Genomic DNA, 21411 nt, shown 5'->3' with positions numbered 1-21411 from the left:
TAGGCTCATGAGATCAACTTACCTTTCCGAAGCTCTTCCTGCAGGGCGCGCAGTCGGCTGTTGCGAACAGCCAAAGTGGTGATAAACTGCTCCCAGTGTTCTTCCTGCTTCAATTTTTTATAAATTTTGGACAGACGCTTCAACAGTTTCACTGCTGCTTTGTATCCGTCCCTGTTTTTGTGTCCGATATAACGATCCACTGCTTGATGGTAGAAAGGTAAAAGCAGTTCGGGTGCATCCTTTTCAATCGGCTGTAGCACTGCTACCCGGAATTCAAGCGGCTCCGTCTCTGTGCTCAGTTGAAAATCAATCCACCGTCGCCACTGTCCACGGGAATGCATTGCTTCTTCATAAGCTGGCCGGGAATGAGGCAGCATGCTGACCAGTGTATCCCACATGCGGTGCTCTACATCAGGCAGATGATGAATGGCTGTGTCCCATAACTGCATGTAATCATTCAGAGGGGAGTTCCGTCGGTTCGCCAGCAGTGGTCCGAGCTGCACTAACCACTCGCCCAGCCGTTTCCAGTCGGGAGAATCTGCAAGCACATGAAGAAAATGCAGTAGATGCTCAGGCGGGATGCCGTATGCCGAGCTTCCGCTAATTAATCGCTGCCAAGCCTGTTCATCTTGTCTCAAATGGAAATATATCCAGCTCTGCGCCAATACCAGCGGCAAGGGCAGAGTGACAGACTTAATCGGCGCTCCGCTCCCGTTTTCCGTCAGATTCGCTACACTCAGCACGCTCTCACCAGGTTTGGTGGGTTTGGAAGCAGTAGTCAGGCCATTCTCCATTTCCTGTAGAAACGCCAGCTCTGACTCCAGCGTTTCCAAGTTTTCCTGAAGATTTGGCACGATCCAGTTTAACCAAAGCTGCCGATAAATCGGGGTAAAAAACATCATGCTGGACGTCTCGGATATCATCTGCGTACGCAGGTAAGCCGAGGTTTCCTCAAGCCTATTCCAATGTTGTTCAAGCCTCGTGCCCTTCAGACCAGAGAGTTCCAAAGGACGGCTAAAGATCTGTTCCAGCCCTTTCTGGAGCGCATCCACGGCAAGTTGAGCAGGATAGCTCAGATACACCGGTGTATGTGTGATTGAATTGCGGCCAGGCACACAGAAGCGAATCAGGTATAGCTGAACATGCAGCTCAAATAACTGGTCCATGCCAGCAGAGAGCTTAGGTTTAATGGCATAGAGCTCGTCCGCTGCGGCCTGCACATATGATGTACTTGGCGTACCTATTCCGAGTCGTTGCAGGCATGCCCGAAACAGCTCATGCCATTCCGTGATTTCAAGTTCTGCAAGTTCCGTTGCACGTTCCTTGATCTGGCTATACTGATTATCAGGGATGATGAGATCCTCTTCGTGCGCTGCGTAATCCGAACGTCCTGAAGTCGCTATAACAGCAGGTTTTGGAGCCTGTTTCAGTGCCGTACTGGAGTGGGCGTTCACAATGCCGTGTACGGGTCGGCCCAGTTGCTCCGCATAACTCATTAGAACGGCTATCATATGTTTGCAATGAGAACCAACCGGACAGGTACAGTGACTGGTATTCAACGATTGTAAGCTCAGGGTTACCTCATAATCATCGGAGCCCTGCACTTCAGCCAAAATTCCGTTTTGTTCGGTGTAGGTTAATGGTCCGACGCGTTTCTGTTTATAATATTGGAATCCGCGCATAATCGTCAGGTTGTTAAAATGTTCAGCGACCTGCCTGATCAGCTGTTGCCACTGCGCGTCATCCATGTTCATGTCATTAGGTATGTTCATCATTCCATCTCCTGGGAAATCATAGGTTCAGTAATCACCACGTCTTGACGTAATGGTGTACATTTCATGTATCCATCATATCAGTTATCATGTGCTCCGTGCATCGGTTCTGAGAACTTGGATGAGACTTTTTGATAGGTGAAACCCAAGAGTATCGATCTCTATTTTTTACCATAAACCATGCATAATAGGCTCGTCTTGTGTATGCTTATCGTATGTATTCCTTTCAGGAACAATGCAGGCCGGGATTCGGCTTAATTTCAAACAACAGGAGAGAGCATATGAAAATACTTACGTTAAATACGCACGCTTGGGCAGAAGAAGACCAACTAAACAAGATCAGTCACCTGGCTGATTTTATTAATACACACCAGTTCGATGTGATCTCCATGCAGGAGGTTAATCAATCGATGCAAGAAGCAGCGCTATCTGCGGAGGAACTGAAACATTACTTTGCCACGGAATCGGATGCTGTGATCAAAAAAGATAACTACGCCTACGTTCTGCTTACGCAACTGACCGAGACCTATTACTGGACATGGATTCCGGCCCATGTTGGTTTCCGCAAATACGATGAAGGGCTGGCCATCCTAAGCCGGACGCCGATCATTCAGGCTTTTGGTGAATATGTATCCCACATGCGTGATTACGACAACTACCGGACACGCAAAATTGTAGGTGTTCAGACTGAAGTACAAGGCGAAGCAACCTGGTTTGTGAATGGACACTATAACTGGTGGGATGATGAACAAGAACCTTTCAAGGGGCAGTGGGAACTGACCGAGAGCAAGCTCACTCCATATATGGACCAGCCGCTGTATATTATGGGTGATTTCAATAATGTCGCAGAAGTACGTGGAGAAGGCTACGATTATATGATGAGCAAGGGCTGGAATGACCTGTACACGACGGCTGTGAAAAAGGATGACGGTGCAACCGTGGTCAAAGCCATTGCCGGATGGGCGGATAACAAACGCGATCTGCGTATTGATTATATTTTCTCGAATCGTCCGGTACAAGCGAAGTCTTCAACGGTAGTTCTCAACGGAAAGAACGGCCCTGTGGTCTCTGACCATTACGGCGTAGCTGTGGAGATTTAATAACAGTAAGTCAGTCTAGTACACGATTCTTTATCAAAATAAAACGAAAGCCTCCGATTACTTCCTTATAAGGAAAGTACAGTCAGAGGCTTTTTATTTTCAACCTTTGCCATATTAATGTTAGATAGGCCCGTTTTAAACTATGTACATGTCATTCCTGTTTAACCTATTCCTCAGACCACAAGCTAGCTTTATTCCAGAGCCAGCATCTTTTGCACAAACGTTTTCAGATTCGCACTAGTTTCACTAAGCTGTTCAATACTTTCCATAAACTCGTTTACCAGCCCAGCCTGATCCACCGTTGCTGTGGTGATCTGACCGATCTCCTGTTCCATATGTTTAATGGAGTCTTGAACGCTGCCAAGGGAAGATTCGATATCGGCTGCTGCTTGTTTGGTGTGATCGGACAGCTTGCGAACCTCGCTGGCAACGACACCGAAGCCGCTTCCCAGATCCCCGACACGAGCCGCTTCAATCATGGCATTTAAGCCAAGCAGGTTGGTTTGTTCGGATACTTCACGGATGACGTTCGTCACTTTAGTCACATTGATGGAGTTCTCCGAGGCTTTTTTGGAATTGCGCAAGATCTCTTCCGAAGTCGCGGATAGTTCTTCCGAATGTGCCGCAATCTGCTGAATCCCACCAACTAGTGCATGAATGGTCGCTTCATTTTCGCTAATCAGCGTTTCCAGTGTGATGTGGTTATCCAGTGCGTAGTTCACACCGAGTATGCCCACAACCTGATCGTTTTCCTTAATTGGAATCAGGATGGCATCGAAGGGTCTGCCTTGCAGATCACCGGGCATGCGGGCCACGGTACGTGTGTCCTTGTTAATCAGCATTTTAAAATCCTTATAATCCTCATGTAACTCGTCCCCGACGTTTACACCGATCTCCAGACTTTTGGCTTCGGCAAAATACAATACTTTCTCATGATCATTAATAGATATGGATACATCATCACGAAACATCTGTCTTACAAAAGGCATAGCATTAACTAGAGATTCAAGAATACTCAAGGTACATCGTTCCTTTCTCATACAAAAAGTGGAATTTTCAGCCTACTACCTATATCGGAAACATTTTTCGATTTTTAAACCAATGCTCAACACGTTGTCGAAATAAGGCGATTTGTTCAGAATCGGTTCAGAACCTCTCTATATAATGGAAATATCGTACATGTCCATATTATTTAAGTTGGATTTTGCGTTGGAATGACACGAATATACTTCATATTGGAGGAGCATTCTTTTGAAAAAAAATCATTTCATCAGCTCGATTCTCGCGGCATCCTTGTTGACAACACCTTTGTGGACGACACAGGCTAACGCTGCAGTATCATTTACCGATATCGATAAATCCTACGCCAAGGATGCCATTGTAGAGTTGCAAAACGAAGGGATTGTAACTGGATTCAGTCATGGCCAATTTAATCCGTCCGATATGATCACCAGACAGGATTTTGCCATCCTGATTGCCAGGACGTTGAAGCTGGATGTAACCAATAACGTCCCATCCAATCCGACATTTACAGATATTCCTGTGACCAGCTATGCCTATGCTTCTGTTGAAGCGGTATATCAAGCAGGTATATTTAAAGGTATGGGAAGCGGGGAATTCGGGAGTGGTAAGACATTATCCAGACAGGATATGGTCGTAACCCTAATGAGAGCGATGGGAACAGACATAACGGGCAAAGCTGCTTCGTTAACGTTCAAGGACAGCGCAAGCATCTCGGAGTATGCTAAAGATGCAGTTGGAGCGGCGCTGGAAGCCGGATTCATCATCGGTGATCAAAACAACATGTTCAAACCGGCTTTGCAAGCGGATCGTCAAGCTGCGGCACTGACGGCTTCTCGATTGCTGCAGAAGATAAAAGAAACTACAGGTCCGCAACTCGAACCAGTGCCGACCCCAACACCAACACCAAAACCAGAGGTAACACCAACGCCCGTGCCTACGCCGGTTCCATCTACCAGTTCGAATAATGGCGGGACCTCATCAGGTGGAAGTAGCGATAGCGGGAACATGAATCCATCTGTACCTGTGGATATAACAGCACCGACGGTGGATGTAGGCAAATTTAGCATTATCGATAATTACAGCGGAACCTGGGATCAAGTTCAGGGGGATCCTGGAGCAGTAAGTGAAGAAGGAGCCGTTGTAACTTTCTATAGTTGGACTGATGCAAATACGAATGGAGTCGTGGATGAAGGAGAGTTGGACGAAGGAATTCCCCTTGCCAAAAGCAAATCGGATGGCTCACTTGCGCTTACCAAGTTGGATAATTTGAGTCCAGGAGACTACAAATATGTGATTACCGCCAAGGATTCAGCAGGTAATGAGTCCCCTAAAGATGCGGCGCATGTATTTACTTTTACGCTGGTGAACGGAGAGATGCCAGAAGACGTGCCGACTATAGGTTCCAGTAAGTTTGGATTCGACTCAAGCAACTCCAAAACAAAGTATCTTCAAATTCAATATGGGAATAATCCATTTTCTCTAAACTACGATGTAGGAGAAGAATTTGTGGATGGCACCATCGAGTATTGGACCGATGCGTTCCAGTTTAGCATAGATGATTTTTACCAAATTGATGGTGAGAATTATACGATAGATAGCAGTCAGATCAGTACTGATGGTCATACGCTTAAGCTTAAAGTAAATGTAGAATCCGGCACACCTATTATTTTGCAATTGGGAAATAAGATGAATGAGACAAGAGGCCAATATGATTTGATCATTCGCGTAGATGCTGACGGCGAAGGATTAGCCAAATCTGTATATGAAGAAACAGAGAAGCTATTCGTTAAATATGACATTTTCGGATAAGTGTAATCTACATGATACGGACTACAACGATGTAGTCCGTTGTTTTGTCTTATCGTCAGACGGACAATACAATTATTTGTTTGTAAGCGTAATCAAAAATCTGTAGCCACCGGAAAGCAGGTCAGTTATACTTGGATTATTATTTGGCTATTCCAAAGATAAACGAGGATCATCACCGTTCGGTAAAAGGGATTTTCTCACAAGGATTAAGCGCTATACCTATGTATTCCATCTGGAGAGGAATGTGGGCATTCAATGACAACGTATTTCAGTGAACCGCAGAGCATGTATTATCGATTCGGAGAAGATCAGGATCAGGTGCTGAAGGTGCTGGCAGAGAGATATATAGGTGCCAATGCGCAGGCCGATTTTGTATATCGCGTATTTCAGAAGTCTGGTATTTTGCAAAATGAGAAGGGTCTGTATGATCTGAATTTGAGTAAACGTTTCCCTGATGCACAGAAAGGTCAGATTTCCTATGCCGCAGCGTTGGTATGGGGGGATGAAGATCGAAATCTGGATGTGCTAATCCGCTGTTATGGACCGGTTCGTTTCTATTTTAACGAGCAATTGGTATATCGCTCCACGGTCATGGATGAGATCAACCTGGACGCGACTGTGAAACTGGGAATCGACATTAAGCCGGGATGGAATACGTTGTTGCTGGAGATGAAGTATACACCTGCGGGCTTTGGATGCCAGTTTGGCTCAGACGAGGGGAAAGTGCGCATTCTGAATGTGCTCGCTCCGTTCCAGGAGAGACAAGGACAGGCCGGATGGGTGTATTCCAAACCGATAAGTTCGGAGGAGAATCATCCGGAATGGAATCTGCTCGGGTCAGAAGAGGAACACAAACTGGAGTGGCTGCCTGACGTGCAATGGTCAGAGGAAAAACAGATGCAACCGTCCCTGGAAAGAATATACGGACATCTTCCTGGTCAGCAAGTCTATGCGTGGACACGGTTGGTCAACAGGGATTCAAGCGATTGCCCCATCCGTTTGTCTGGTCAATCTTCCGGGCCACTGATTATATGGCTGAACGGCGTATCGGCGGTGCAATTGAAGGAAGCGGGTCCGTTCGAGGTGAACATAGCCACAGCTTTTGGACGGAATGACCTGTTGATTCGCAGTGAATGTAGCGATACGGCTGAGCCATGGAATTTTGTAATAAATGCAACAGTGAATGAAGAGCAATTGGAACTAGAGCTTCCCCAGCGTGTGCACGGAGCTTCCGGAGAATCATGGTTATTTCTAGGCCCTTTTGAATCGGAGGACGTCGAACCAGATTTGCAGGATCTAATGCGCACTGATCGGGTGTTTAAAGGAAATGTATTGAACGATAACCCAGAGGAAACGGGAAGCCAACAGGTACGTAAGGAACGCATATATTGGCGACTGGACAGACCAGATGCGTGGATACGTCCCTATTATGAAAATGCAATGCTCAGTAACAAATGGACAGTAGGCAGTGTGACCAACTATGGTCGCTGGGATTATCCATTAGGTGTCACCGTATATGGTCTGTTGCAGACCGGACGTTATTTGCAGCGGCCCGACATTTCCCGTTATGCGTCAGAACATGTGCAGTCGTGTACCCGTATGGATGAGTACTCATTATGGGATCGGGAGCAGTATGGTTTCCCAGCGGTTAACCAGCAACTGGTAATGATGAAAATGCTGGATAACTGTGGCTCTTTTGGCTCCGCAATGCTGGAGTCCTACTCCGAATGTCAGGAGCCGACGTTCTTACCGATTGCCGAACGGATTGCAGATTTTATGCTGACTCGGTTAGAACGACAGGAGGACGGTGCATTTTACCGCGAGTGTATCGGTGAATTTGCCGAGAATACGATGTGGGCAGACGACCTTTATATGAGCACTCCGTTTCTTGTGCGGTATGCCCGACTGACGCAAAATAATTCAGCACTGGATGAAGCCGCCAGACAATTTTTATTGTATCGGAAGTATCTGTTCATGCCTGAATTCAAGATCATGTCCCACGTATACGATTTCAAATATGGACAGTCGACACAGATTCCGTGGGGACGGGGGAATGGATGGACGCTCTTTTCACTGTCTGAGGTATTAGAAGCTATGCCAGCAGAGCATTCGGAGCGCCCGGCTTTAATTGCCTTCTTTAATGAATTATGTGAAGGATATGCAGCTCTGCAAGGAGAGGGTGGATTGTGGCATCAGGTATTGAATGATTCGGAAACCTACCAGGAAGCCTCCTGTACAGCGATGTTTGCTTATGGTTTTGCACGGGGAGTACGGTTTGGTTGGTTATATCAACCTGCACGTTACATTGAAGCGGCTGAGCGGGCATGGAACGGATTAACCCGTAAAGCGATTGACCGTCAGGGTAATGTACATGGTGTGTGCAGTGGCTCGAGATATGCCTTTACCGCAGAATATTACAATAAGGACCTGCTCACGGTAACGAATGACAATCACGGTATTGGCATTATGATGCTGGCAGGAACTGAAGTGGCGAAGATGAAGAAACATCTGGCCCAGCCTAAGGTGTCATCAACTGCTGTGACGCAATCCTGAAAGTGTCAGTAAAACTACAGGATACCTTGATCGAAATCTTACATGATATCTACTCTAACGTTTCATTGCAAACGGCTGGATGACCACTGGTGAGATGGAGCGAGGTAGAGTACGCCGCACGAAGAATGCTGTATATATGAATAACCACCGGGAGTATCATTCCTGGTGGTTATTTAATCACTAAGAATATTGAAGACAATTGAATGGACATTTGTCCCAACCCCTTACTTTTTTGACAGGAAAGCTTACTTTTGTTTATGTCATGAGCAGCCATAGGCCGTTACAATAGTTTTTGTAAGCGATTCCATAAAAGCAAAAGGGGAGGAAATTCATTCATGTTGAATACCAAAAAGTGGGTAACCCTGTTCTGCCTATCCCTGTTAATGTTCGCTACAGCCTGTTCCGGAGGATCATCAGTACCTTCTGCCTCATCCAATGAAGGTGAAGAAGGGGACACTTCCGACAAAATTGAACTTCGTATGACCTGGTGGGGATCACAGACTCGCCATGATCTCACGACCAAAGTGATTAAGCTGTTTGAAGAGAAGCACCCTGGCATTACCATCAAGCCGGAATATTCCGGTTGGGACGGATACTTTGACAAGCTGACCACACAGGTAGCCGGTTCAAATGCACCGGATATCATACAGATGGATTACGCTTTTCTAACCGACTTTGCCCGGCGTGGTGCATTGCTTGACCTGACCCCATACGCAGAGAGCAAAGAGCTGCGCACAGAGGACCATGACAAGAGCATGCTCAAAGCCGGATCGATTGACGATAAATTATACGCGATTACATTGGGTGTAAATGCGCCAGGTGTCATCTATGATGCGACCGTATTCCAGGAGCTCGGGATCGAGGAGCCACAGGAAAGCTGGACTTGGAAGGATTTTAGCGACGTAGCGGCCAAGATTGCAGAGGAGAAGGGTGACGGTTTCTACGGTTCTGCGGATGTATCGGGAACGACCAACATGTTTGAGGTATTTATCCGGCAAACAGGCAAGGGACTATTTGATGGCGGGACGTTGACAGCGACCAGCGAGGAGTTTCAGCAATGGTTTGACATGTGGGGGGCGCTTCGTGAGAACGGGGGTGCTACCTCTGCAGAAGTGACGGCATCCACTACGAATGCACTGGAGACACGCCCGATCTCGCTTGGTACAGCCGCCATGGACTTTGCCTGGTCTAACCAATTGCTGACGTTCCAGCAGGTGAACAAAAACCAGGATCATAAGCTTGGGATACAAGTACTTCCGCACGGTGTGGGTGAAAAGCAAATCGGTGAATACCTGAAAGCAGGTCAGTTCCTGTCCGGTTATGCCAAAACGAAACATCCGAAGGAAGTGGCGATGTTTATCGACTTCATGGTCAATGATCCCGAAGCAACCGCCATACTCGGCTCGGAGCGCGGAGTACCCGTCAATGCCAGCATCCGTGAGAAGATGCAGCCTACGCTGCCAGAAGCGGAGCAAGCCATCTTCCAATTTATCGATGTGGTATCGAAAAACTCCAGTGAAATTGATCCGCCATACCCGCAAGGATTTTCCGAAGTGGATACCAGCTTCAAGAGTGCAAGCGAGCAGATCGCCTTTGGTCAAGACAACACACCGGATGTGATTGCCCAGTTCATTGAAGGGGCCAAGGCGACACTTGCATCAAGTCAATAACACTTGAATGGTTCCGGACTTCATATTCCGCGGGGAGGTTGCGAAGATGAGTACAACACAGGTCAGTCAAGCACGAACTGAGCGTGTAACAGCCCGGCGGGTGAAACGGAGATATGCCCATAATGGAGCAGCACTTCTGTTTCTGGCCCCATGGCTGGTTGGTTTATTGTTTCTGACACTTGGGCCGATGCTCGTTTCCTTATACATTTCGTTCACCGACTACAGTATCCTGGCCGCCCCTTCCTGGGTCGGTCTGGATAACTACACCACGATGTTTACATCGGATAAACTGTTTATCCAATCGCTCAAAGTCACATTTACGTATGTCGCCGTATCCGTACCGATCAAGCTAGTTTTTGCCCTGCTGGTGGCGATGTTGTTGAACAAGGGCATTCGTGGGCTTGGCATTTACCGTACGGTGTATTACATCCCAACCCTGCTTGGGGGCAGTGTCGCGATTGCAATGCTGTGGCGCAAAATGCTGGGCGGTGACGGTCTGCTCAATGGGGTGCTTGCCATGGTCGGCATTAAGGCACCCGATTGGGTCGCCAACCCGAAATATGCCCTGTATTCAATCGTACTGTTGTCGGTATGGCAGTTCGGATCGTCGATGATTATTTTCCTGGCAGGATTAAAGCAGATTCCACCTGAGTATGACGAAGCTTCCGCCGTAGATGGAGCAGGCCCACTCCGGAGATTCTTTTATATCACACTGCCGATTCTGTCACCGGTTATCTTTTTCAATCTCGTGATGCAGCTGATTACCTCCTTCCAGTCATTTACTCAGGCTTTTGTCATCAGTAACGGCAGCGGGGGGCCAGTCAATTCAACATTAATGTACTCTCTATACCTGTACAAAAAAGGGTTCTCGTTCTTCCAGATGGGTTATGCATCCGCCATGGCCTGGGTGCTGGTGATCCTGATCGGTGTCTTTACATTGCTGGTATTCCGCAGCAGCAAGCTGTGGGTGCACTATGAGGATGGTGGAAAATCATGATTGGACAACGAAACTCTGCTGCGTGGGTAGTCGCCAAACATATACTTATCTCGGTCATTGCCTTTGTCATGCTGTACCCGGTGCTCTGGATGCTGGGCAGTTCATTCAAACCGGGACATATGATTTTCACCGAAACTTGGTTTTGGCCGCAAGAATGGAACTGGCAAAACTACATCAATGGCTGGACAGGAATTCAGGGCAATCCCTTCTCTCGTTTTCTGACCAACTCGGTCGTCCTGTCGCTGGGCGCTGTGCTTGGCAATGTCATCTCTTGCTCGATGGCGGCGTATGCCTTTGCCAGATTGAATTTTCGGTTCAAAGCGATTTGCTTTGGCTTAATGCTGATGACGATCATGCTGCCACACCATGTGACGCTGATTCCTCAATATATTCTGTTTAACCATTTGGAATGGGTGAATACGTATCTGCCGCTGGTAGTGCCAAAATGGCTGGCGACCGATGCCTTCTTTATTTTCCTGATGGTCCAGTTCTTCCGGGGATTGCCCAAAGAGCTGGATGAAGCGGCGACGATTGATGGATGTGGTCCTTTACGAATTTATACTAAAATTATCATTCCGCTTGCCTTTCCGGCGCTGGTGACGACGATGATCTTTACCTTTTTGTGGACATGGGATGATTTCTTCAGCCAGTTGATTTATCTGAGTGATGTCAGCAAATATACGGTGCCGCTGGGCTTACGTCTATTCCTCGATTCCAGTTCCCAATCCGATTGGGGGCCGATGTTTGCAATGTCAGTGCTGTCACTGGTACCTTGTTTTATCGTATTTATCGTGTGTCAAAAGTATTTCGTGGAAGGAATCGCGACCTCTGGGCTCAAAGGGTAATTCCAAGACGAAACGAGTTGATTCCATGCGGAAACGAAGATTATCGTTATTCCTAAATCATAAGCTGCAACAAAGCAAGCTCTCCACGTTGATGGTGACTTGCTTTATTGCGTTTAACCTGCTGCTTGTCTCGGTTATTGTTTGGCTGGCATACCAGTCGTTCTCTGCCGTCACGTTTACCGAGATCAGCAATGCACGGCTTGCTCTCCTGAACGAGAGCACACGCCGGGGGTTTGATTTTATTACAGGTGTTACAGGGACGGCTTACTCCTTGGCGAGCAACCGTGAGCTGTCGAATCTGCTTGAAACGAAGGGAACGGGAAGGCTGACACAGATCCACCAACGGCGTGAGGTGTCCAAAATACTGGATCATACGGTGGTAGTCAGTGAAGGTATTACCTCGATCGAGCTGTATACGGATGCCTTCAACAGTGTCACAGTCACGATGGCCGACCGCATTTATCCAGTGGATACGATTGCCGGTGCTTCATGGTTTGCTGCACTGGAGCATGCGGATGCGGCTTGGGTACCTCTGCGGGAAAGCGAATCAGGCCAATCGCTAATCGGATACGCCCAACGAATCTTTGACAGCCGGGGTGGTACGGTAGCCTACGTGCTCATCCGCCTGAGTCGCGCCGATATTGTACGTAGATTTGCGGATATGCCGATGGTGCTGGATGGACAGGTACTGTTGGTGGATACCGCAGGCAACGTCGTCATGCAGATGGGCGATGACAATTTAGAGGTGAATCCTGGTGAGGGTTCGAGCTCAATTCATGGAGCCTCGGAAATTTTTCCTTCTATTAATGTATCTACTAATGCAGCTGCTGCTGTGGAAAGCGAACCAGTCGTCGATCGTGCATGGATTCAGGAGCATGTTGAACATGGGGAGGACGGATTTGAAGTGGTTTCCGGCAAGCTTGGTGGAGCGCAGCTGGTTCTGTATTCAAGACCTGCCATGCTTCAGTGGCGATTGGTTCAGACCATCCCTGTTCACACACTATTATCTCCTGTGAGGCAGGCCGGATGGCAGATCCTTGGAATAGCTGTGCTGGGGTTACTATTTTCAGCGGTACTTGCGTATCTGTTCGTTTGGCGGATTGTTCGTCCTTTACGTCAGCTGATCAAGCGGATGAGGCAACTGGAGAAGGGGGATTTCAATACCCGGGTTCAGCTTTCGTTTACCGAGGAATATGCCCATTTGGCGTATGGATTCAACCATATGGCATCACAATTGACGGAGTTGATGGAGCAGGTCAAGGAAGAGAGCCGAGCGAAGCGTGAAGCACAGACCGGTTTACTGGAGGCGCAAATCAAACCGCATTTTCTTTACAACACACTCGACATGATCCACTGGCGTGCTCTCGATTATGAGGCCAAGGACATCAGCCGCATGATTGTACAACTCAGCAAACTGCTGCGTATTGGATTGAGCGGTGGCAGATTATTCATCCGGGTACGGGATGAGTTGGAGCATGCTCGTTGTTACGTCAGCATTCAGTCAGAGCGGCTGCCATTCTCCATTGATTATCAGGAACAGATTGATCCGAGAGTGCGAGGCTGTTACATTCCCAAAATCATTTTGCAGCCCTTTATCGAAAATGCAGTCATGCATGGGCAGCCGAAGGAAGGACAACTTCGCATACAGGTGGATATGCGGGAATCTGAGAGCAACGTTCCACCATCCAAAATCATCATTTGCTTAAAGGATAACGGACAGGGCTTGCCTGAGGGCTGGAAGTTGGAGGAGACGACTGGCATTGGTATACGAAATGTACATCAACGTATTCAACTGTATTGTGGCACTGGGTACGGCGTTGATATATGCGCAGGTGAATTAGGCGGAGTAGAAGTGACCATTACGCTACCACGTATTGAGACGGAAGAACAATTAAACTTATGGCTGGGCGGTGAAAATGAATGAAAACCATTATGCTCGTAGACGATGACCCGCATATTGTAAAAGCATTGACTGACCATATTGATTGGCCATCCATTGGCCTCCGCATTGCAGGAACAGCTTCCAATGGCGTGGACGCACTGGAGCTGTTCCAACAGCTGCGCCCTGATCTTGTGATGACTGACGTCTATTTGCCAGGAATGACAGGACTTGAGGTCACGCAGGCGTTGCGACGGGACTATCCCCATCTGCCGATTATCATTCTTAGCGGATATGACGAATTCGAGAATGCTCGGGCGGCCATGCGCTGGGGCGTGAATCATTTTTTGCTAAAGCCTGCGGAAGTGGAGGAGATTGAGTCTGTTCTGCGTGAAGTGTTACTGGAAGAGGATGTGCGTGAGCGGCGTGAGCAGCTGGAGCAGACGTACAAACAGGAAATTGGGCGGGTGGTTCCCTATCTTCGCAAATTGTTTCTCCACGAGCTGTTAACCACGCGCTATCGGGAAGAGGAATTGCCTGCGGAACGTATGGATTATGTGGGCATTCGCATACCCTCTCAAGTGCGTGCCATCAGTCTGCAGTTGTATCGGCCTGCATTTCTGACAAGGATGAAAGAACGGGACTGGCAACTGTTAAGGTATGGGGCAGCAGATATTATTCAGGAGACCGTCAAAGAGCAGGCTACGCAAATAAACGACTGCCAGGTGGAGATCGTGGATTATTCGGATCAGGTGTTTGTGCTGCTTCTATTTGACGAGAAGGACCCGCTAGAACAATTTGAGTCGATAGTTGAAAGGATGATTGATCAGATTTTTACGTACCTCAAGATCGAAATGAGCGCAGGTATTGGAACGTCCAAAGTTCAATTATGCGAAGTGATGGACTCCTATCTGGAGAGCAGAGAGGCGCTGGAGAAAGCAGAGTTTCAGGGCGGGAGCCGTGTATATCGATATGATTCATCCGATGCTTTAACGCCGAGCGCAACGGATTACTCGCTATTGCTGCGACAATGGAGTGAGTCATGGGCAGATATGAGAACTGATCTGGCAGAGGAGGTATGGGTTCACCTTCGCAATCTGCTGGACGAAGGGGGTGGTATCAGTATTCAGGATGTGCAGGTTGTGGCCGTGAGCCTGTTCGACACGTTAATTCATAGTTGGAACCGACATTATCCCATGCTGGCACCACCGCTCGCGATGAGCCATTTTTTGCGGGAAATTCAATCGAAATATGGGATGCAGGATCTGATATGCTGGATGGATGGTATTATTCGAAACTGGATAGAACAGATACGTAAAGAAATGGGCGAGAAAAAAAGCAATAAACTAGTGGAGCAGGTGAAACAGTACGTTGAAATGCATTATGCTGATGAGATTAGTTTTGAAGCCATTGCCAAGGGACTGTTTGTACACCCCAAATATTTGAGTCAGCTGTTCAAGAGGGTGACTGGAGAGAACTTTGTGAGTTATGTGAACGGGTATCGGATTCAACGTGCGCTGGAACTATTACAGTCAGGACATTACATGGTCTACGAAGTTAGCGAGATGACAGGGTTCCGCAACGCGACGTATTTCAGTCAGGTGTTCAAGATGCTTACGGGCAAGAGTCCGTCTGAGGTGGGGTAGAGCCATGAATAGGATATGCAAAATAAAATAAAATAAAATGGAGGGATTATGGCGTATGATCATCGATCAACAGGAGTTTAATGTAAAAGGATTGATCTATTCGATTAGGTCTGCAATGGAAAAGGATGCTGAAGCATTGTCATCACTTCGTGTACAGATGGATGGAGAAACCGAGTATATGGATCGTGAGCAAGGTGAAGGCTTTATTGATCCAGCGGGGTTTGAACAAATAATCCGGTTGGACTCGGAGAAAGAGAGAAACTTGTTTCTCGTTACTATTGTAAAAGAACAAATCGTTGGGTATTCCAGATGTGAGGGAGTCGATCTAAAGCGATTTTCTCATAAGGTTGAATTTGGTGTTTGCATAACGAAAGAGTTCTGGGGTTACGGGATCGGCAAGAGATTACTCGAACTATCGATAGATTGGGCAGATACGAATGGAATTGAGAAGATGACCTTAAACGTGGTGGGGACGAACGATAAAGCGATGGAGCTTTACAGAAGAATGGGCTTCGAGATAGAGGGAACTTTGAAAAAGGATCGGCGACATGCGGACGGTCGGTATTACGATACAGTTATGATGGGAAGGTTCAGGGGCTGAAGGGAGAAGGGGGTGGTGAGAAGTTGGCTAGCAATATACGCTGATCCCTTTATTGTTTCAATATGTAAATATGAAAGAGTAGATACTAGAGTAACTCCTATCTATTATGGAGAGAGTTAATATCTAGTAGATGTAGGTTTCTTAAAATCTGAATTCATATATTACTATAGAGACTAATGGATATGTGCGGTACAAAACTAAGTATCCCATTAGCTGCTAGTTAGTGTTTCTTCAAGACGAAAAGAATGTCAGTTTACTATGAACAGTAACTATTACCCTCTATCTATACGTTAATGAAGTTTAACATTATCATATCTATATGAGTGTAGCAGATAGGGTTTGATTTCAAGACAATGATTCATTATAGATAGAAGGGGAATAAAATGGTTCTATTGTTCTCATCAAACGGAGATAGATAAATATTAAATAAGGGTTGCAATTTATTTTTGTACATGGTATATTCTAATTCCGGCCAAGAAAACACGAGAAACACGGTGCGGCAAGCGAAACAAATAAGCTTCGAAAGAAACTTAAAAAAAGAGCTTGCAAAGTTGGTTCGGATGTGATAAGATATAAAAGTTGCTGAGGTGAACAACACACGGCAATGAAACAAGTTTGATCTTTGAAAACTGAACAACGAGTGAGTAAACATTCTGCTTGCAGAATGAACGCGAAAGTTTGAGACAAGCCTTGGCTTGGATCGACTGGAGCATAAAATGAGATTTTTAATCTCGTCAGTTTCAAAATGAGCTTATCGCTCTTTTCAATACTTTATTGGAGAGTTTGATCCTGGCTCAGGACGAACGCTGGCGGCATGCCTAATACATGCAAGTCGAGCGGACTTGATGAGAAGCTTGCTTCTCTGATGGTTAGCGGCGGACGGGTGAGTAACACGTAGGCAACCTGCCCTCAAGCTTGGGACAACTACCGGAAACGGTAGCTAATACCGAATAGTTGTTTTCTTCTCCTGAAGAGAACTGGAAAGACGGAGCAATCTGTCACTTGGGGATGGGCCTGCGGCGCATTAGCTAGTTGGTGGGGTAACGGCTCACCAAGGCGACGATGCGTAGCCGACCTGAGAGGGTGATCGGCCACACTGGGACTGAGACACGGCCCAGACTCCTACGGGAGGCAGCAGTAGGGAATCTTCCGCAATGGGCGAAAGCCTGACGGAGCAATGCCGCGTGAGTGATGAAGGTTTTCGGATCGTAAAGCTCTGTTGCCAGGGAAGAACGCTTGGGAGAGTAACTGCTCTCAAGGTGACGGTACCTGAGAAGAAAGCCCCGGCTAACTACGTGCCAGCAGCCGCGGTAATACGTAGGGGGCAAGCGTTGTCCGGAATTATTGGGCGTAAAGCGCGCGCAGGCGGTCATTTAAGTCTGGTGTTTAATCCCGGGGCTCAACCCCGGATCGCACTGGAAACTGGGTGACTTGAGTGCAGAAGAGGAGAGTGGAATTCCACGTGTAGCGGTGAAATGCGTAGATATGTGGAGGAACACCAGTGGCGAAGGCGACTCTCTGGGCTGTAACTGACGCTGAGGCGCGAAAGCGTGGGGAGCAAACAGGATTAGATACCCTGGTAGTCCACGCCGTAAACGATGAGTGCTAGGTGTTAGGGGTTTCGATACCCTTGGTGCCGAAGTTAACACATTAAGCACTCCGCCTGGGGAGTACGGTCGCAAGACTGAAACTCAAAGGAATTGACGGGGACCCGCACAAGCAGTGGAGTATGTGGTTTAATTCGAAGCAACGCGAAGAACCTTACCAGGTCTTGACATCCCTCTGACCGGTACAGAGATGTATCTTTCCTTCGGGACAGAGGAGACAGGTGGTGCATGGTTGTCGTCAGCTCGTGTCGTGAGATGTTGGGTTAAGTCCCGCAACGAGCGCAACCCTTGATCTTAGTTGCCAGCATTTCGGATGGGCACTCTAAGGTGACTGCCGGTGACAAACCGGAGGAAGGTGGGGATGACGTCAAATCATCATGCCCCTTATGACCTGGGCTACACACGTACTACAATGGCCGGTACAACGGGCTGTGAAGCCGCGAGGTGGAACGAATCCTAAAAAGCCGGTCTCAGTTCGGATTGCAGGCTGCAACTCGCCTGCATGAAGTCGGAATTGCTAGTAATCGCGGATCAGCATGCCGCGGTGAATACGTTCCCGGGTCTTGTACACACCGCCCGTCACACCACGAGAGTTTATAACACCCGAAGTCGGTGGGGTAACCGCAAGGAGCCAGCCGCCGAAGGTGGGATAGATGATTGGGGTGAAGTCGTAACAAGGTAGCCGTATCGGAAGGTGCGGCTGGATCACCTCCTTTCTATGGAGAATCGTTTCCCGCGTGGAAACATTCAAATATGCAGCTTAGCTGCAAAACTACTCACTCGTTGCTCAGTTTTGAGAGCTCAAACTCTCAAACAGCTTGCTTTTGCATGGAGCTTGTTCTTTGAAAACTAGATATCGAAACGAAAATTGCGAATTAGAACATTCCTTTTTAAGCTGAACTTGTGTAAACAAGTTTCAATAAAAACGGTAGATTGCATTTGCTCATCTGAGCAATTGGTTAAGCTACTAAGAGCACACGGAGGATGCCTAGGCGCTAGGAGCCGATGAAGGACGTGGCGAACAACGAAACTGCCTCGGGGAGCTGTAAGCAAGCTTTGATCCGGGGGTGTCCGAATGGGGAAACCCAGCTGGGGTAATTTCCAGTTACTCATAACTGAATACATAGGTTATGTAGAGGCATACCAGGGGAACTGAAACATCTAAGTACCTTGAGGAAGAGAAAACAATAGTGATTCCGTCAGTAGCGGCGAGCGAACGCGGAGAAGCCCAAACCAGAGAGCTTGCTCTTTGGGGTTGTGGGACATCTCACATGGAGTTACAAAGGAACCGGTTAAACGAAGAGGTCTGGAAAGGCCCGCCAAAGAAGGTAAAAGCCCTGTACTTGAAAGTCTGTTCTCTCCGAGATGTATCCCGAGTAGTGCGGGGCACGTGAAACCCCGTATGAATCCGGCAGGACCATCTGCCAAGGCTAAATACTTCCTAGCGACCGATAGTGAAGCAGTACCGTGAGGGAAAGGTGAAAAGCACCCCGGAAGGGGAGTGAAATAGAACCTGAAACCGTGTGCTTACAAAAAGTCAGAGCCCGTTTTAGGGGTGATGGCGTGCCTTTTGTAGAATGAACCGGCGAGTTACGTTCCCGTGCAAGGTTAAGGTGAAGAGCCGGAGCCGCAGCGAAAGCGAGTCTGAATAGGGCGACATAGTACGTGGACGTAGACCCGAAACCGGGTGATCTACCCCTGTCCAGGGTGAAGGTGCGGTAACACGCACTGGAGGCCCGAACCCACGCACGTTGAAAAGTGCGGGGATGAGGTGGGGGTAGCGGAGAAATTCCAATCGAACTCGGAGATAGCTGGTTCTCCCCGAAATAGCTTTAGGGCTAGCCTCGGAAAACAGAGTCGTGGAGGTAGAGCACTGATTGGGTGCGGGGCCCGCAAGGGTTACCAAGCTCAGTCAAACTCCGAATGCCATAGACTTACTTCCGGGAGTCAGACAGTGAGTGCTAAGATCCATTGTCAAAAGGGAAACAGCCCAGACCATCAGCTAAGGTCCCCAAGTGTGTGTTAAGTGGGAAAGGATGTGGAGTTGCACAGACAACCAGGATGTTGGCTTAGAAGCAGCCACCATTGAAAGAGTGCGTAATAGCTCACTGGTCGAGTGACTCTGCGCCGAAAATGTAACGGGGCTAAACACACCACCGAAGCTATGGCTTGATGCTTTGCATCAGGGGTAGGGGAGCGTTGTATAAGGGTTGAAGGTGTACCGTAAGGAGCGCTGGACATTATACAAGTGAGAATGCCGGTATGAGTAACGAAAAGATCAGTGAGAATCTGATCCGCCGAAAGCCTAAGGGTTCCTGAGGAAGGCTCGTCCGCTCAGGGTAAGTCGGGACCTAAGGCGAGGCCGAAAGGCGTAGTCGAAGGACAACAGGTCGAAATTCCTGTACCACCGTAAGCCGTTATGAGCAATGGGGGGACGCAGCAGGGTAGTGACGCGGACTGATGGATGTCCGTCTAAGCAGTGAGGCTGATGTGTAGGCAAATCCGCACATCGTAAGGCTGGGCTGTGATGGGGAGCGAAAATTATAGTAGCGAAGGTCATGATCTCACACTGCCAAGAAAAGCCTCTAGCCAGGTGATGGTGCCCGTACCGCAAACCGACACAGGTAGGCGAGAAGAGAATTCTAAGGCGCGCGGAAGAACTCTCGTTAAGGAACTCGGCAAAATGACCCCGTAACTTCGGGAGAAGGGGTGCCCCGGTAGTGTGAATAGCACGAGGGGGCCGCAGTGAAAAGGCCCAAGCGACTGTTTAGCAAAAACACAGGTCTGTGCGAAGCCGTAAGGCGAAGTATACGGGCTGACGCCTGCCCGGTGCTGGAAGGTTAAGGGGAGCGGTTAGGAGCAATCCGAAGCTGTGAACCGAAGCCCCAGTAAACGGCGGCCGTAACTATAACGGTCCTAAGGTAGCGAAATTCCTTGTCAGGTAAATTCTGACCCGCACGAATGGCGTAACGACTTGGGCGCTGTCTCAACGAGAGATCCGGTGAAATTTTAATACCTGTGAAGATGCAGGTTACCCGCGACAAGACGGAAAGACCCCATGGAGCTTTACTGCAGCTTGATATTGAATTTGGGTACGATCTGTACAGGATAGGTGGGAGCCTTTGAAGCAGGAGCGCAAGCTTCTGTGGAGGCACCGTTGGGATACCACCCTGATCGTATCTAGGTTCTAACCTGGTACCGTAATCCGGTGCGGGGACAGTGTCAGGTGGGCAGTTTGACTGGGGCGGTCGCCTCCTAAAGAGTAACGGAGGCGCCCAAAGGTTCCCTCAGAATGGTTGGAAATCATTCGAAGAGTGCAAAGGCATAAGGGAGCTTGACTGCGAGACCTACAAGTCGAGCAGGGACGAAAGTCGGGCTTAGTGATCCGGTGGTACCGCATGGAAGGGCCATCGCTCAACGGATAAAAGCTACCCTGGGGATAACAGGCTTATCTCCCCCAAGAGTCCACATCGACGGGGAGGTTTGGCACCTCGATGTCGGCTCATCGCATCCTGGGGCTGAAGTAGGTCCCAAGGGTTGGGCTGTTCGCCCATTAAAGCGGTACGCGAGCTGGGTTCAGAACGTCGTGAGACAGTTCGGTCCCTATCTGTCGTGGGCGTAGGAAATTTGAGAGGAGCTGTCCTTAGTACGAGAGGACCGGGATGGACGTACCGCTGGTGTACCAGTTGTTCCGCCAGGAGCACCGCTGGGTAGCTATGTACGGAAGGGATAAGCGCTGAAAGCATCTAAGCGTGAAGCCCCCCTCAAGATGAGATTTCCCAGTATGTAAGACCCCTTGAAGACGACGAGGTAGATAGGCTGGGGGTGGAAGTGCAGCAATGCATGGAGCTGACCAGTACTAATCGGTCGAGGGCTTATCCAATATGCAAGTTGTAAATCGCACATTTC

The 21411-nt window shown here is 48.3% G+C and carries 11 protein-coding genes and 2 rRNA genes; 11 read left to right on the top strand and 2 right to left on the bottom strand.

The genetic code is table 11. The features are described 5' to 3' along the window. Positions 1 to 5: 5 nt before the first annotated feature. Complete coding sequence (locus tag MHB84_RS11805) at positions 6 to 1772, bottom strand: SWIM zinc finger family protein (RefSeq protein WP_076291939.1); 1767 nt, start codon at positions 1770 to 1772, stop codon at positions 6 to 8. A 281-nt stretch (positions 1773 to 2053) separates the two neighbouring features. Between MHB84_RS11805 and MHB84_RS11800 the strand changes: the two genes are divergently transcribed. Continuing rightward, complete coding sequence (locus tag MHB84_RS11800; RefSeq protein ID WP_076291938.1) at positions 2054 to 2872, top strand: endonuclease/exonuclease/phosphatase family protein; 819 nt, start codon at positions 2054 to 2056, stop codon at positions 2870 to 2872. A 191-nt stretch (positions 2873 to 3063) separates the two neighbouring features. Here the strand turns inward: MHB84_RS11800 and MHB84_RS11795 are convergent, their stop codons facing one another. Continuing rightward, entirely contained in the window at positions 3064 to 3891 is an 828-nt protein-coding gene (locus MHB84_RS11795; protein WP_083679131.1) for a methyl-accepting chemotaxis protein, read from the bottom strand. A gap of 232 nt (positions 3892 to 4123) precedes the next feature. On the opposite strand from MHB84_RS11795, the gene MHB84_RS11790 reads away from it, so the two are divergent. The 10 genes from MHB84_RS11790 (at position 4124) to MHB84_RS11745 (ending at position 21385) form a co-directional block, all read left to right on the top strand. Further along, positions 4124 to 5704 (top strand): S-layer homology domain-containing protein, encoded by a 1581-nt coding sequence (locus MHB84_RS11790; RefSeq protein WP_076291936.1) that lies wholly within the window; start codon positions 4124 to 4126, stop codon positions 5702 to 5704. A gap of 255 nt (positions 5705 to 5959) precedes the next feature. Next, on the top strand, positions 5960 to 8257 hold the full coding sequence (locus MHB84_RS11785; protein WP_076291935.1) for a glycoside hydrolase family 88/105 protein: 2298 nt from the start codon (positions 5960 to 5962) through the stop codon (positions 8255 to 8257). Between the two features lie 335 nt (positions 8258 to 8592). Further along, a complete protein-coding gene (locus tag MHB84_RS11780; RefSeq protein ID WP_076291934.1) occupies positions 8593 to 9927 on the top strand; it encodes an ABC transporter substrate-binding protein in 1335 nt (444 codons plus the stop codon). Between the two features lie 46 nt (positions 9928 to 9973). Next, a complete protein-coding gene (locus tag MHB84_RS11775) occupies positions 9974 to 10924 on the top strand; it encodes an ABC transporter permease subunit (RefSeq protein ID WP_083679130.1) in 951 nt (316 codons plus the stop codon). Continuing rightward, a complete protein-coding gene (locus MHB84_RS11770; protein WP_076291933.1) occupies positions 10921 to 11769 on the top strand; it encodes a carbohydrate ABC transporter permease in 849 nt (282 codons plus the stop codon). Before MHB84_RS11775 ends, MHB84_RS11770 begins: the two co-directional genes overlap by 4 nt. Positions 11770 to 11794: 25 nt before the next feature. After that, entirely contained in the window at positions 11795 to 13693 is a 1899-nt protein-coding gene (locus MHB84_RS11765) for a sensor histidine kinase (protein ID WP_076291932.1), read from the top strand. Continuing rightward, a complete protein-coding gene (locus tag MHB84_RS11760; RefSeq protein WP_076291931.1) occupies positions 13690 to 15294 on the top strand; it encodes a response regulator in 1605 nt (534 codons plus the stop codon). The genes MHB84_RS11765 and MHB84_RS11760 overlap by 4 nt, the downstream gene beginning before the upstream one ends. A 55-nt stretch (positions 15295 to 15349) precedes the next feature. Beyond that, positions 15350 to 15895 (top strand): GNAT family N-acetyltransferase, encoded by a 546-nt coding sequence (locus MHB84_RS11755; RefSeq protein ID WP_076291930.1) that lies wholly within the window; start codon positions 15350 to 15352, stop codon positions 15893 to 15895. Between the two features lie 771 nt (positions 15896 to 16666). Then, positions 16667 to 18218 (top strand): 16S ribosomal RNA (locus MHB84_RS11750). A gap of 241 nt (positions 18219 to 18459) precedes the next feature. Next, positions 18460 to 21385, top strand: a 23S ribosomal RNA gene (locus MHB84_RS11745). Together the 16S and 23S rRNA genes form the textbook arrangement of a ribosomal RNA operon. The last annotated feature ends 26 nt before the right edge of the window (positions 21386 to 21411 follow it).

The organism is Paenibacillus sp. FSL F4-0087, assembly GCF_038020215.1.
In the GTDB taxonomy this organism is placed as follows: domain Bacteria; phylum Bacillota; class Bacilli; order Paenibacillales; family Paenibacillaceae; genus Paenibacillus; species Paenibacillus taichungensis.
The sequence above is the reverse complement of the archived record's forward strand: the minus strand, read 5'-3'. Positions and strand labels throughout refer to the sequence as shown.

Coding starts and splice junctions, on each gene's coding strand:
- MHB84_RS11780 (WP_076291934.1), top strand. CDS start 8,593: ATGTTGAATACCAAAAAGTGGGTAACCCTGTTCTGCCTATCCCTGTTA.
- MHB84_RS11805 (WP_076291939.1), bottom strand. CDS start 1,772: ATGAACATACCTAATGACATGAACATGGATGACGCGCAGTGGCAACAG.
- MHB84_RS11770 (WP_076291933.1), top strand. CDS start 10,921: ATGATTGGACAACGAAACTCTGCTGCGTGGGTAGTCGCCAAACATATA.
- MHB84_RS11755 (WP_076291930.1), top strand. CDS start 15,350: ATGATCATCGATCAACAGGAGTTTAATGTAAAAGGATTGATCTATTCG.
- MHB84_RS11775 (WP_083679130.1), top strand. CDS start 9,974: ATGAGTACAACACAGGTCAGTCAAGCACGAACTGAGCGTGTAACAGCC.
- MHB84_RS11760 (WP_076291931.1), top strand. CDS start 13,690: ATGAAAACCATTATGCTCGTAGACGATGACCCGCATATTGTAAAAGCA.
- MHB84_RS11785 (WP_076291935.1), top strand. CDS start 5,960: ATGACAACGTATTTCAGTGAACCGCAGAGCATGTATTATCGATTCGGA.
- MHB84_RS11800 (WP_076291938.1), top strand. CDS start 2,054: ATGAAAATACTTACGTTAAATACGCACGCTTGGGCAGAAGAAGACCAA.
- MHB84_RS11765 (WP_076291932.1), top strand. CDS start 11,795: ATGCGGAAACGAAGATTATCGTTATTCCTAAATCATAAGCTGCAACAA.